Origin of the sequence: Aeromonas sp. R4-2, from assembly GCF_040908295.1 — a bacterium.
Classification (GTDB): domain Bacteria; phylum Pseudomonadota; class Gammaproteobacteria; order Enterobacterales; family Aeromonadaceae; genus Aeromonas; species Aeromonas veronii.
The window spans coordinates 135,660-148,624 of record NZ_JBFODL010000012.1; the positions used below are offsets into that span (position 1 = coordinate 135,660).

Here is a 12,965-nt window from a genome sequence, read left to right on the forward strand (position 1 = left end):
GTTATGCTGGGCTCCGGTATGGATGGCAAGGAGTCGGTATGAGCAGTAACAATCCGGAACAGTGGCGCAGTAAACTGACCGCCGAGCAGTTTCACGTCTGCTGGGAGAAGGGCACCGAACGCCCCTACAGCGGCGCCCTGCTCCACAATCGCAAGAGCGGCGACTACCTCTGTGTCTGCTGCAAGAGCGTACTGTTTCACTCAGGTGCCAAGTTTGATTCCGGCTGCGGCTGGCCCTCGTTCGACAAGGCCATCGAGGGGACGGTGGAGTACACCGAAGACAACAGCCACGGCATGAAGCGGGTTGAGATCACCTGCCGCCAGTGCGGCTCTCACCTCGGTCACGTCTTCCCCGATGGACCGACCGAGACCGGCCAGCGCTACTGCGTCAACAGCCTGAGTCTGGATTTCGAACCCGAAGTCTGAACGGTTTACCCATTGCAATAAAAACGGCGCCTCCGTTATGGAGGCGCCGTTTTTTTATCGGGATTTCACCGCATTCACGCCAGCAGGATGGCGGCCATCACCAGCAGGGCCGCGATGGCCGGCACCGGCAACTTCACCACACGCAGCAGATAAAAGCCGATGGCAGCCAGCGCCAGATCGGTCGGCGCCAGCACCGCGCTCTGCCACACCGGCTGATAGAGGGCCGCCAGCAACAAGCCCACCACGGCGGCGTTGATTCCGGTGACGGCCCCCGCCAGACGGGGCCGGGCCAGCCACTGTTGCCAGCAGGGGCCCACCGCCCAGAGCAGCAGAAAGCCGGGTGCAAAGAGCGCCAGGGTCGCCAACAGGGCCCCGATCATCGGCATCTCGGGCTGCAACTGGGCGCCAAGATAGGTGGCAAGGGTAAACATGGGGCCCGGCACCAACTGGGCCAAGCTGTAACCGGTCAGAAACTGCTGCTCGTTGAGAGTGTGTCCCACGCTCTCTTGCAGTAGCGGCAGCACCACATGGCCACCGCCAAACACCAGACAACCTGCGCGATAGAAGTCGGCAACCAGCTGACCAAGCGGACTACCGAGCAGCGGCAGACCGATAAAAAGGATGCCAAACAGCAGAAGGGTCGGCCAATGAGGCTGACTGCTGGCGGCAGAAGGCAGCTCGGCGGAGGCTGGGCGACTACCCGCCCCGCGCTGGCTGCGGGCGCAGATCAGAGCAGCTCCCGCCAGCATCAACAGTTGAGTCAGCAGACCGGGCTGCCACCAGAGTGCAGCAGCGGTCACCACCATAATCCCTTGGGTCACTCCAGTGGCACAGAACTGACGACTCATGGTGAGCACCGCATCGGCCACCACGATGAGCGCCAGCAGTTTAAGGCCATGCAAGGCAGCTTCGAGCCACAGATTGCTACCCAGCTGGCCGATGCCGATCGCGGCCACCAGTAGCAGAAGAAATGAGGGCAGCGTGAAGCCAAGAAAAGCTGAGAGCGCCCCGCCCAGACCGGCGCGATGACGACCGATGGCGAAACCAAGCTGGCTGGAGGCGGGCCCCGGCAGCAGTTGGCACAGCGCCAGCAAGCGAGCAAATTCGGCCTGTGTCAGCCAGCCGAGCCGCTGGACGAAGGTGCGCTGGAAATAGCCGATATGAGCGGCCGGACCACCAAAGCTGATGCATCCCAGCCATAAAAACTGAATAAATACCTGTCCCACGCTCTTCTCCCTCATCCCTCTTCTCCCGATGGAGAGGGGATATTATGACAGCGCGATGATCGTTTTATGACAATCAGACTGATTCGGCCGACACCATGGGCACATCACCCGGCAGATAGCAGCGTCCCGCCAGCCAGCAGGCGATGGACTGACGGCTGGCGTCGAAATGGGGCTCGGGCAACTCGCGCGGATCGCACCAGACCCAGCCTTCGCACTTCTCCGGCTCCAGCAGCTGCGGTTCACCATCGGCCTTAGCGTGCAGCGTCACCGAGATATAGTGCAGCCCGCTCTCGCGCCAGGTCTCCAGATTGTTGGTCACCGCCACCACCTCGGGCCCGTGGATCTCAAGTCCCGTCTCCTCGGCCACCTCGCGGATCGCCGCCGACTCGAAGCTCTCCCCCAACTCCAGATGACCACCCGGGATCGACCAGTAGGGGGCATGGCTCCCTTTGCGTTTGCCAAGCAGCACCTGGCCTTGGGCGTTGGTCAGGATGACGCCGACCCCGACGCGGGGATAGAGAGTGGACATGAAAACGCTCCTTCAATAAGGCAGTAAAACGGCCCCACCTTAGGCCCAAGGAGGGCACAGGGCAAGCCCCGGCTGCACTGCACCTGCGCCTGTCGGTGACCCCTCCCCTTGCCCCTTAACCGGTTATCACTGATGCTGGGGAGTGAAGCCCGGATGAAGAGGTCATCCCAATCCTCTCAGTCCCCCATTACCCCGAGGAGTCCGCCATGAAAGAATTGCTCCCCCTGTGCGCCCTGCTGCTCACGGCTTGCCAAACCACGCCGCCCCCCAACTCGCTCACCATCGATGATGCCGACGCCTGGCAGGCCATTTGCAAAGATGGCACCCGGGTTCGCGCCGTGGTAGCAGAGGGGATCTGTGGGGATCATCGCGGGGTAGCCATGTGGACGAATAAGCCAAGAGCTGAACGGATGGCAGAAGAAGCCGCCAAATAGTGTGATCCAGGCACCATAAAATGACACTGCCGGCCAATTGGCCGGATTTTTTCGCGATCTCGCCAGCACTTTGCCACCTTGTTCATGGTGCGCTCAGTTTTCTGTTCCCATACTGGCCCTACAGTTCCAAAAGAGGAGAGACAAGATGCAAACATCCATCGTCGGGCTCTCCATTCTGTGGGGGCTAGCCAGTTTTGGTGTTCAGGGGGATTTCATCGAGAGCCGTGATTCCGTTGCGCCATCCTGGCAAGCCGAGTCCAGAGTGGAGATGGAAGGTTATCTGATTGAATCGCTTGGCGAAGATCGCTGGCTGTTCGACAACGGCAGCGAGAGCCTGCTGGTCTCCCTGCCCGAGGGGCTGTGGGTGCCGACCGGCGAGCGGCTGCGGGTCAGCGGCGAACCGCAGCAGGAGCAGAGCGGCTGGCTGCTGCAGGTGGAAGACATCAGCCAGGTCAGCGTCTGACAGCGGCAGTCGCCCCGTCACCGCGACAGCTAATCCAGACCGATAACCACTACCGAATAACCAAGAGCGAATAGCAAAAGAGGAGGCCACTGGCCTCCTCTTTCTGTTTCTATTAAGCGGTTTGCGCAGCCTCAACCCAGATGGTTGAGCGGCAGCGCCGTCTTGTGCTTGATGCGGCGCAGCACGAAGCTGGAGCGCACACCGGTCACCCCCGGAATATGGGTCAGTTTGTCCAGCAGGAAGTGCTGGTAGTGCTCCATGTCGCGCACCACCACCTTGAGCTGGTAGTCGGCATCATTGCCGGTGATGAGGTCACACTCCAGCACTTCGGGCAACTCGCTGATGGCGCGATCGAAGTTTTCGAACCGCTCGGGCGTATGTCTGTCCATGGAAATGTGAATGTAGGCGGTGAGGGTGAGGCCAAGCTGGCGGGCGTTGAGCAGAGTAACGTGGGTGTCGATGAGGCCGGCATCCTCCAGCGCCTTGACCCGGCGGGAGCAGGGGGACGGGGAGAGCCCGACCAGCTCGGCCAGTTCCAGATTGCTGATGCGGCCATTCTCCTGCATCAGCTCGAGAATATGTCTGTCTATGCGATCAAGTTTCAGCATTTACCCTTCCTCGTTGCAATGACTAATCCACTTTTCCTAGATTAAGGGTGAACTATTGCAAAAACAACCGAAATAAGTGGTTACTTTGCAACCACTCACCGGCACGGGAGGGATACTATGGTTACATCTTCCGGTGGCAAAGCAGATACCTGACCGGGTCTCTGCGGTGAAGGACCTTACCGAGTCAAGAGCCCCATCAGCCGTCTTACCTTATCGGGAAACGACGGGCTGGAACGAGAGAACCCCCTCCCCGAAGGCAACAAAGCAGGCATCCCGGCGCCTGCTTTGTTGTTTTTGGGCGTTTGACGAAATCAGAGCGCGGGCGGCGTGATGCGATAGAGGCAGCGATGCGCCCCCTCCAGCAGATATTGCTCCCGCTCCACCGTCGCCGGCGCCAGCAGCTGGCGAAACAGCGCCAGTTCGCTGCGACAGAAACCGCGGCAGGTGCGCGCCGCCGCACAGATGGGACAGTGGCTCTCCCACAGCAGCCAGCTGCCATCCTCTTCGCGGCGGATCTCCGCCATGTAGCCCTCGCGAGTACGCAGCTCCTTGAGCGCCGCCAGCTGGCCAGAGAGGCCATGGGACCCCAGCGCCTCCTGATAGCGAGCAAGCATCTGCTGCTCCCGCTGCTGGATCAGCCGTTCCATCCCCTCCTCGCCAAACAGCTCGCGCACGTTGTCGATCAACTGCACGGTCAGGTCGCTATGGCTATCGGGGAAGCGCTGCCAGGCCTGCTCGGTGAGCTGCCACAGCCGCACGGGACGACCGCGCCCGCGCGCCTCGTCGCTGAATGTAACCCACCCCTCCTGCTCGAGCGTGAGCAGGTGCTGGCGGGCGCCCATGGAGGTCATCTGCAACTGCTCCCCCAGCGCGGCGGCGCTCTGCGGGCCATGGCTCTTGAGCAGAAACAGGATCTTGTCGGTGCTTGCGTTCATGGTCTCATTATGGGGATCGCCCTTTATTAAATCAACAATTCACTTTACTTAATCCCATCTATGAATCAGCATAAATAAACCAATAACTTTACTTAATGGGTGCAACATGGAGAAACACGGGCACAAAAATCCCCTCTGGGTGCTGGTCATGACGGTCACGCTGGCAGTTGCAGGCTTCAGTCTACCCTCCCCGGTATTGGCACCTTTGCTGCTGGATCCGGCCCACGGCATGCTGACGCCGGAAGCCTCCGACTGGAGCCGCAAGGTGTGGCTGGGGGTCATCATGGGGCTCTATCCCCTGTTCCAGCTGGTGGGCAGCCCGTGGCTCGGACGGCTCTCCGACCGCTATGGCCGCAAGCCACTGCTGTTGCTCTCGCTGGCCGGGGTACTGGCAGGCTATGCCCTGATGGCACTCGGTATCGCCTGGCGCTCCCTCCCCCTGTTGCTGCTCAGCCGGATTGTGGAGGGGCTATGCAACGGCAACATAGCCATCGTGCAGGCGATGGCGGCGGATCTCGCCGGCAAGGAGCACAAGGCCCGCAGCTTCGCCTGGATCAACATCGGCATGAATCTGGGCTGGGTCGTGGGGCCGATGATCGGGGGCTACGCCGCGGTGATCTCGGGGGATTACAGTCTGGCCGCCTGGCTGGCGGTAGGAATGACCCTGATCAACCTGCTGCTGGTCTACTGGCTGATCCCCTATCGTCCTCCGGTGGCGGCCACCCGTCAGACTGCGACCCTCTCCAGCCGCCAGTTGCTGCTGCAACCGGCCCTGCTCCCCTACTTCGCACTTACCCTGATCAGCTATGGCGCCGTGCAGCTCTATTTCACCTACTTCAATATCTGGCTGGTGGAGAGGCTGGCCTGGGATCCGGCCCAGCTGGCGCAGGCAGCGGTGCTGGTGAGTTTGCCCATGATGGCGGGCTCCTGGCTCGGCTCCCGCATCGCCCGCCATTGGCGCGGCAGCTCACTCGGGATTATCGGCCATCTGGTGATGGCGAGCGGCATGCTGCTCTTTATCCTGCCTGTGCACTGGTGGGGGCTGGCGCTTACCTTCGTTCCGGCTGGCATAGGCATGAGTCTGGGGGAGCTGGCCACCTCGGTGGCGATCTCAAACCGCAGTCACCCGGAGCAGCAGGGGCAGGCGATGGGGCTCTACCGCGCCCTCGCCGTGGGCAGCGAGATCCTGGCAGTGCTGCTCGGCAGTCTGGTGCTGCTGGCCGGTACCGAGTGGCCCTTCTATCTCGCCACCCTCTGCTCCCTTGCCAGTGCCGCCGGTTTCTATCTGCTGCGCCGCCGTGCCGACCGTCGTCAACAGCTGGCCAGCTGCACCTGAGCCACGAAGGGATCACAGTTCGGTGCTTCGGCCGCGGGCAAGACTTGCATCGGGGCGCCGGGTCTGGGACGGTAAAGCTCTTTACGGATTTGTTCGATGCTGGAGGAGCTATGAGTGAGTACAAGGCCATCGCGCTCGATATGGATGGCACCCTGCTGACCCGGGATCACAAGATCTCGTCGGCCACCCGGGCAGCCCTGGCGCAGGCCCGCGCCCACGGCATCAAGGTGCTGCTGGTCACGGGGCGCCACTACATGACGGCACGCCCCTTCCACCACGAGCTGGCCCTCGATACCCCCCTCATCTGCAGCAATGGCGCCTATCTCTATGATCCGGTGCAAAACCGGATCATCAGCGGCGACCCGCTGGCGGCTGCCCCGCTTACCGAGCTGCTGGCCGCGGTCGAGGCACAGCAGATGGGCGCCCTGTTCCACCTGAGCGAGGGCATTGGCTACATCGGCTGTGAAGAGCATGTCACCCGCATCCGCCACTGGTCGGCCAATCAGCCGGACCACCTCAAGATCGCCCTCCACCCGGTCGAGGAGCTGGCAGGCTGGCTCGACAATCCGGTCTGGAAACTGGAGCTGTTCAATCAGGATCCGGCGCGCCTGCACACCTTTATGGGCGAGGTGGTCGAGCAGATGCCCTTTACCCGTGACTGGGCGGCCCCCTATGCGGTGGAGCTGGTACAGCCCGGTTGCAGCAAGGGCAACCGGCTTGCCCAGTGGGCAGCCAGCGAAGGGATTGCGATGGAGCAGGTGGTGGCGTTTGGGGACAACAACAACGACATCAGCATGTTCGAGCAGGTGGGGCTGGCAGTGGCCATGGGCAATGCGGCCCCGCAGATCCAGAGCCATGCCCATCGGGTCACGGCCGACCACAACGAAGATGGTATCGCACTGGCGCTGCAGCGCTGGGTACTGCCCTGATCTGACAAGATGCAACATGGCCAGCACGCGGGCTGGCCATGAAGAGAGGGATTAACCGCCGAAGGAGAACTGGATCACCCGATCCGGATAGCGCAGACGGTTGTACTCCCGGCGCAGGGATTCGTAGTGGCGAATGGCCCGATCGCGCTTGGCGCGGTAGTAGTCGCGCTGTTCCGTGTTGGTTTCGTTGCGGATGCTGCGCTCCAGCGTATCGATATCCCGCTCGGTACGCTCCAGCTCGTCGCTGATCTCCCGCATGCGGGCGGCCAGTTTGTACTCTTCGTAGCCGCGTTGATACTGCTTGAGGAAGCTGGCGTCATTGGGGCATACCCCCAGATAGGCCTGCCCCTCCTTGCCCTTGCTGTAAGCCAGCTCGGGGATGCAGTAGAGCTCCAACCCCTTGTCGTAGCCCCGTTTCCACTCGGCCTCATCCACTTTGAGGCCATATTCGCTGCAAGAGGAAACGTAATCGCGGGTCGCCTGACGGGTTTTGCCTTCCGATCCATCCTGATAACCCAGGTTGTACCAACTCATGGTGCGGCACTCATCTTCTGACAGGGCACTGCATCCCGCCAGCAATACCGGCAGGGTCAGCAACAGGATTTTGGGGGACATGAACAGACTCCGGAAAAGATAGTGAGCGGCATTCTAGAGAGGATAAAAGGCCATAACAAGGGATGCGCCCCCGCACGGTCTGGTGCGGTTTATTTGATATTTTTGTCACTATTCGCGACCACGCCAGACGGGGCAGCCAACCCGCTTTCCTTGTTATCAGGTGCAAGGTAAACTGCGCCATCTTTTAACTGGCGCGCAACAAAAACAATGAAAGTCCTGACCGTCGATTACCGCTCACCCGATGCGGCCCAACGCTTCACCGAATCCCTGCGAACCACCGGCTTTGGCGTGTTGACCAATCACCCCATTCCGAAAGAGCTGGTGCAGTCCATCTACGAAAACTGGTATCGCTTCTTCATGAGCGAGCAGAAGCAGGATTTTCTGTTCAACCGCGAGACCCAGGATGGCTACTTCCCGCCCTCGGTCTCCGAGGTGGCCAAGGGCCATAGCCAGAAAGACATCAAGGAGTACTTCCACATCTACCCCTGGGGCCAGATGCCGGAAGAGCTGAAAGAGCAGGCGATGGAGTACTACCGCCTCGCCAACGGTCTGGCCGCCGAGTTACTGGGCTGGGTAGAGCAGTACACCCCGGCCGATATCGCCGCTCACTACAGCTGCCCCCTCTCCTCGATGATCGAAGAGAGCCAGAAGACCCTGCTGCGGGTGCTGCACTATCCGCCGTTCAACGGCACCGAGGAGCCGGGTGCCATCCGCGCCGCCGCCCACGAGGATATCAACCTGCTCACCATTCTGCCCGCCGCCAACGAGCCGGGGCTTCAGGTGAAGGGTTCCGACGGCGAGTGGATGGATGTGCCGTGTGACTTTGGCACCCTCATCATCAACATCGGTGACATGCTGCAGGAGGCCTCTCGCGGCTACTACCCCTCCACCACTCACCGCGTCATCAACCCGACCGGTGGCAGTGCCGCCAAGTCGCGTATCTCCCTGCCGCTGTTCCTCCACCCGCGCCCGGATGTGGTGCTCTCCGAGCGCCATACTGCCCACAGCTACCTGATGGAGCGGCTGCGGGAGCTCGGGGTGATCTAGTCCGCCGACGAGCAATTGTCAGAGACCAAACCGGAGCAATCTCGCTCCGGTTTTTTATTTGGTGGCAGGATTGGGCTAAAAACAGAATTAAATTAGCCAATCATGCCAATAAATCGCATTTACACCTGATAACCGTCGTAGTGATTGCGCAGTGACCTCCGTAACATGAGCGCCATTCTGCCCTGCAAAGGGGCGCTCGATTGGAGTTCTTATGAAGCAGTCCCAATGGTCATCCCGACTCGGCTACATCCTCGCCGCAGCGGGTTCCGCGGTCGGTATCGGCGCAATCTGGAAATTCCCCTATGTCACCGCCGTCAACGGCGGCGGCGCCTTCCTGCTGGTCTTTCTGCTGTTCAGCTTCACCCTGGGGGTTGCGGTACTGATGGGGGAGACCCTGCTCGGCAGCATGAGTCGCCGCGGGGTAGTCGGTGCCTTCTCCGATCTGCTCGGCAAACAGTGGCGCTGGGTTGGGGTAATGGGGGTGCTCTCTACCCTGCTCATCTACTGCTTCTACAGCGTGGTGGGCGGCTGGACCCTGGGTTATACCGGCATGGCTATCTCCGGCGATCTCAACCATGGTGATGCAGCAGCCCTCACCGCCCGCTTCAATGACTATGTCAGCGGCGACCTCTGGCCCATTCTCACCCATCTGCTGTTTGCCGCCCTCACCTGGATGGTGGTGCAAGGAGGCATTCAGAAAGGGGTGGAGCGCACCCTGCGCTGGATGATGCCGGCCCTGTTCCTGATGATCCTGATGCTGGTCGCCTTTGGCCTCACCCTGCCCAATGCGATGGCGGGAGTACGTCACTTCCTGATGCCCGACTTCAGCAAGCTGGGGATGTCCGGCGTGCTCGATGCCATGGGGCTGGCCTTCTTCTCCCTCTCCATCGGTCTGGGCATTCACACCACCTACGGCGCCTATCTGCCGACCAGCGAAGGGGTTGGTCGCTCCAGCCTCTGGGTGGTGCTGCTGGCCAGCATGGTGGCGGTACTGGCGGGGCTGATGATTTTCCCGGTGCTGGCCTCGACCGGTATCGACCCCGCCTCCGGCCCCGGTCTCACCTTTATGACCATGCCGGCGGTGTTTCAGCTGCTGCCCTTAGGTCAGGTGCTTGAGGTGATCTTCTTCGCCCTGCTGGTCTTTGCGGCGCTCTCCTCGGCCATCTCCCTGCTGGAGCATTTGCAGTGCTTCCTGTGCGAGACCTGGGGTTGGTCACGCCGCACGGCCTGCAGCGCCATCACTGGATTCGTCATGGTTAGCGGTGTTCCGGTCAGCCTGTCGTTTGGTTCGCTGCAACACGCCACCCTGTTTGGCAAAACCATCTTCGAGCTGCTGGACTTTGTCACCTCCAACCTGATGATGCCGCTGTTCGGCCTTATGCTGACGCTGCTGCTGGGCTGGAAGCTGGGACGCAAGGCGCTGCCACAGGGGATTGCCAGCCACTGGCATCACTTGCTGATGAACTGTTGGCGCTGGATTGCCCCCTTGCTGATCGGCGGGATCTTGATTCGCGGTCTGGTGTGACGGTTACTCTTCGCGGGTGGGCTCATCGGCCCGCCCCTGGGCGGCTCTGACGGCCTCCAGGGCATGCTGCCAGCGGGTGATCTCGGCATCATCCGTTCCCTTGGAGAAGACGATATAGAGACCGGCCTGATGGAGTAATACACCACTGCTGACGATGCTGCGCCGGGATAACCCCATCTTGTCGAGGGTGGCCTCCATCACCAGCTCCGCCATCGGCAAGGCATCGATCTTGCCCAGCATCAGCCGTTCTATCGCCTCCCCGACCGTCTTGTAGCGCACCAGATTGGTGTAGCCCTCATGGGTCAGCCGCACATCATCGGCATTACCCAGCACTACCCCCACTCTGGGCAGATCTCGCAGCTGCGCCAGCGAGGTCAGCGGGTGGCGATTATCCGGCGCCTGATAGATAAAGACCCGATTGATAAAGAGCGGGCCAACCCATTTGAAATGGGACTCCCGCTCCGGGAGCCGCTGTACCACGAACAATCCATAGCCGGGCTCGACCCGTGCCAGCGCCAGCGCCCGCTTGAGCGGGTAAATCCGCACCGGATAGCGGGTGCCAAGCTCCTCCTGCACCTCATCAATCAAACGAATGGCTAAGCCATCGAGCTTGCCGTCGCGGTATTCGGTAAAGGGGGGTAAGTCGTGACTCAGCAGGGTTAATGCGGGCTGCGCCAACACACTCAAGCTGATCAATAACCAGGGCAACACCATCCATCTCATACGACATCCTGTCTCATCGTTGTTCCCGTCAGCGCCATGTTGCAGTCACTAGTTCCAGAAGAAGCTATGTCGATTATCGCCCAGTAAATAGCCACAAGGTAGAAAAGATACGGCCCTGCGAGGTTCTCCCCCATTGAGTTGTACGTACAGTCAGAGTGATGACAGCGGCACACATAAAAAATTTTTGATTTTATGTGTCAATTATTCTTTCCATGGTTTAGGCTGTTTCCTCATTCATTAGTCAGGTTGCCACCTCATGTCTGCCATCCTCGTGCTGTTTGGTCGATTTTTTAGCTCGCAAGAGAGGTGACCTTGCACGCACAGTTTTTCTGAACGTTCATTGCAAAGGTCGCCTCAGGCGGCCTTTTTTATGGTCTGTCGTTTATTGCTACTCAGGAGTATTGCTTCGATGTCGTGTTACCCGGAGGTTGTATGAGCCAGGTTCAGTGGTCTTCCCGTCTCGGTCATGTGCTGGCCGCAGCAGGCACAGCGATTGGCCTTGGTGCCATCTGGAAGTTTCCCTATGTGACCGCCACCAATGGCGGTGGTGCCTTCCTGCTGGTTTTTCTGCTGTTCAGCTTCACCCTGGGGGTAGCGGTACAGGTCGGCGAAACTCTGCTCGGCAGCCATAGCCAGCGCGGGGTGCTCGGCGCTTTTAGCAAACTGGTGGGGCCGAACTGGCGCTGGATGGGATATATGGGGATCGCCTGCGGCTTCTTTATCTACAGCTTCTACAGCGTGGTGGGCGGCTGGACCGTGGGTTACGCCGCGCTGGCGATGGCTGGCAAGCTCAACCTGAGCGAGGGGAGCGCCCTCACCGCCCTGTTCAACGGCTATGTCAGCAACCCCTGGTGGCCGGTGCTGACCCATCTGATCTTCGCAGGCCTGACCTGGTGGTTCGTGCAGGGGGGTATTCAGAAAGGGGTTGAGCGGGCACTGCGCTGGATGATGCCCGCGCTCTTCATCATGATGCTGCTGCTGGTGGGGGTTGGCCTCTCCATGCCGGGCTCCATGGCGGGTGTGCGCCAGCTGCTGCTGCCGGACTTCTCCATGCTGACCGGCCAGAGCGTGCTGGACGCGCTGGGGCTGGCCTTCTTCTCCCTCTCCATCGGGCTCGGGGTACACACTACCTATGGCGCCTACCTGCCCAATAGCGAAGGGGTGCTGCGCTCCGGGGTCTGGGTCGTCACCCTGGCCAGCCTGATCTCGGTACTGGCTGGGCTGATGATCTTCCCGGCGCTGGCCTCCACCGGCATCGACCCCACTGCCGGGCCCGGGCTCACCTTTATGACCATGCCCGCCGTTTTCAGCCATCTACCGTTCGGTCAGGGGCTGGGGGTGGTCTTCTTCCTGTTGCTGCTGGTCGCCGCACTCTCCTCCTCCATCTCCATGCTGGAGCATCTGGTGCGCTTCACCACCGAGGAGTGGGGCTGGTCGCGTCGTGGCGCCTGCCGGGTACTGACCCTGCTCATCATGGCCTCCGGCATTCCGGTGAGCCTGTCGTTCGGCCCCTGGAGTGACCTGACCCTGTTTGGCAAGACCATCTTCGAGCTGCTCGACTATCTCACCTCCAATCTGATGATGCCGCTGTTTGGTCTGGTACTGACTCTGCTGCTGGGCTGGCGCCTGGGTGATGCCATTCTCCCTGTGGGCCTGTCACCCGCCCTGCGTCTGGCGCTGCTCTGGTGCTGGCGCGTAGTGGCGCCGCTGCTGATCAGCGGGATCCTGATCCGCGGGATCATGTAACGCCTTGCGCACCCTTGCGGGCAGGCCTTGGCCTGCCCTTTTTATTGCTGGCGTTTACTTTATTGCAGGCGTTCATATAAGCAGCATCACGATGGACAGGAGTGCAGTCGGGCAATCTCGGCAGAGCAGAGTAGAGGATGTGCGAAATGACAGAGTGGCAGAGTGGCAGAGTGGCAGAGTGGCAGAGTGGCACAATAAGAGGTGGCGTTCGGCTCGCCACACCGGCAACAGAAGAAGTTGAAGTACTGAATTGCGGGCAAAAAAAATCCTCATCTGAGTGGGGACTTTCTCTGCAACTGAAGCTGATATCTCAGCCTCGCTTGCGAATATGGTGGTCGTTACTGGGATCGAACCAGTGACCCCCTCCTTGTAAGGGAGGTGCTCTCCCAGCTGAGCTAAACGACCTGGGATTCTGAAATGATGG

General features: G+C 60.7%; 14 protein-coding genes and 1 tRNA gene. 8 read left to right on the forward strand and 7 right to left on the reverse strand.

What is annotated here, in order from left to right:
- The first annotated feature begins 38 nt into the window (after positions 1–38).
- Positions 39–425 (forward strand): peptide-methionine (R)-S-oxide reductase MsrB, encoded by a 387-nt coding sequence (msrB, locus tag AB5Y99_RS09675; protein ID WP_042079988.1) that lies wholly within the window; start codon positions 39–41, stop codon positions 423–425.
- Positions 426–499: 74 nt separating this feature from the next.
- Here the strand turns inward: msrB and chrA are convergent, their stop codons facing one another.
- Positions 500–1,666: a chromate efflux transporter gene (gene chrA, locus AB5Y99_RS09680; RefSeq protein WP_368209587.1), complete on the reverse strand. Its 1,167-nt coding sequence runs from the start codon at positions 1,664–1,666 to the stop codon at positions 500–502.
- 58 nt (positions 1,667–1,724) lie between these two features.
- A complete protein-coding gene (locus tag AB5Y99_RS09685) occupies positions 1,725–2,180 on the reverse strand; it encodes an NUDIX hydrolase (protein WP_040068245.1) in 456 nt (151 codons plus the stop codon).
- A 206-nt stretch (positions 2,181–2,386) separates the two neighbouring features.
- Here AB5Y99_RS09685 and AB5Y99_RS09690 point away from each other — a divergent pair, with 206 nt between their 5' ends.
- Entirely contained in the window at positions 2,387–2,614 is a 228-nt protein-coding gene (locus AB5Y99_RS09690) for a hypothetical protein (protein ID WP_204385051.1), read from the forward strand.
- 145 nt (positions 2,615–2,759) lie between these two features.
- Positions 2,760–3,077 (forward strand): hypothetical protein, encoded by a 318-nt coding sequence (locus AB5Y99_RS09695; protein WP_204385050.1) that lies wholly within the window; start codon positions 2,760–2,762, stop codon positions 3,075–3,077.
- A gap of 131 nt (positions 3,078–3,208) precedes the next feature.
- On the opposite strand, the gene AB5Y99_RS09700 is transcribed toward AB5Y99_RS09695, so the two are convergent.
- Positions 3,209–3,685, reverse strand: coding sequence for an Lrp/AsnC family transcriptional regulator (locus AB5Y99_RS09700; protein ID WP_005304871.1), 477 nt, complete (start codon positions 3,683–3,685; stop codon positions 3,209–3,211).
- Positions 3,686–3,996: 311 nt separating this feature from the next.
- The gene (locus tag AB5Y99_RS09705; RefSeq protein WP_368209590.1) at positions 3,997–4,620 is read right to left on the reverse strand and encodes a helix-turn-helix transcriptional regulator; all 624 of its coding nucleotides are present in this window, start codon (positions 4,618–4,620) and stop codon (positions 3,997–3,999) included.
- Between the two features lie 106 nt (positions 4,621–4,726).
- On the opposite strand from AB5Y99_RS09705, the gene AB5Y99_RS09710 reads away from it, so the two are divergent.
- Positions 4,727–5,956, forward strand: a complete 1,230-nt coding sequence (locus AB5Y99_RS09710; RefSeq protein ID WP_368209591.1) for an MFS transporter — start codon at positions 4,727–4,729, stop codon at positions 5,954–5,956.
- A gap of 110 nt (positions 5,957–6,066) precedes the next feature.
- Positions 6,067–6,885 (forward strand): Cof-type HAD-IIB family hydrolase, encoded by an 819-nt coding sequence (locus AB5Y99_RS09715; protein ID WP_064335451.1) that lies wholly within the window; start codon positions 6,067–6,069, stop codon positions 6,883–6,885.
- A gap of 51 nt (positions 6,886–6,936) precedes the next feature.
- Here the strand turns inward: AB5Y99_RS09715 and AB5Y99_RS09720 are convergent, their stop codons facing one another.
- Positions 6,937–7,500: a DUF2799 domain-containing protein gene (locus AB5Y99_RS09720; RefSeq protein ID WP_069554893.1), complete on the reverse strand. Its 564-nt coding sequence runs from the start codon at positions 7,498–7,500 to the stop codon at positions 6,937–6,939.
- Positions 7,501–7,707: 207 nt separating this feature from the next.
- Between AB5Y99_RS09720 and AB5Y99_RS09725 the strand changes: the two genes are divergently transcribed.
- On the forward strand, positions 7,708–8,547 hold the full coding sequence (locus AB5Y99_RS09725) for an isopenicillin N synthase family dioxygenase (protein ID WP_368209593.1): 840 nt from the start codon (positions 7,708–7,710) through the stop codon (positions 8,545–8,547).
- Positions 8,548–8,758: 211 nt separating this feature from the next.
- Positions 8,759–10,072, forward strand: a complete 1,314-nt coding sequence (locus tag AB5Y99_RS09730) for a sodium-dependent transporter (protein WP_113739823.1) — start codon at positions 8,759–8,761, stop codon at positions 10,070–10,072.
- A 3-nt stretch (positions 10,073–10,075) separates the two neighbouring features.
- Here the strand turns inward: AB5Y99_RS09730 and AB5Y99_RS09735 are convergent, their stop codons facing one another.
- Positions 10,076–10,795 (reverse strand): substrate-binding periplasmic protein, encoded by a 720-nt coding sequence (locus AB5Y99_RS09735; RefSeq protein ID WP_368209595.1) that lies wholly within the window; start codon positions 10,793–10,795, stop codon positions 10,076–10,078.
- 432 nt (positions 10,796–11,227) lie between these two features.
- On the opposite strand from AB5Y99_RS09735, the gene AB5Y99_RS09740 reads away from it, so the two are divergent.
- The gene (locus tag AB5Y99_RS09740) at positions 11,228–12,541 is read left to right on the forward strand and encodes a sodium-dependent transporter (RefSeq protein WP_113739825.1); all 1,314 of its coding nucleotides are present in this window, start codon (positions 11,228–11,230) and stop codon (positions 12,539–12,541) included.
- Positions 12,542–12,870: 329 nt separating this feature from the next.
- Here AB5Y99_RS09740 and AB5Y99_RS09745 read toward each other — a convergent pair.
- Positions 12,871–12,946 (reverse strand) — tRNA-Val (locus tag AB5Y99_RS09745).
- Positions 12,947–12,965 lie beyond the last annotated feature (19 nt).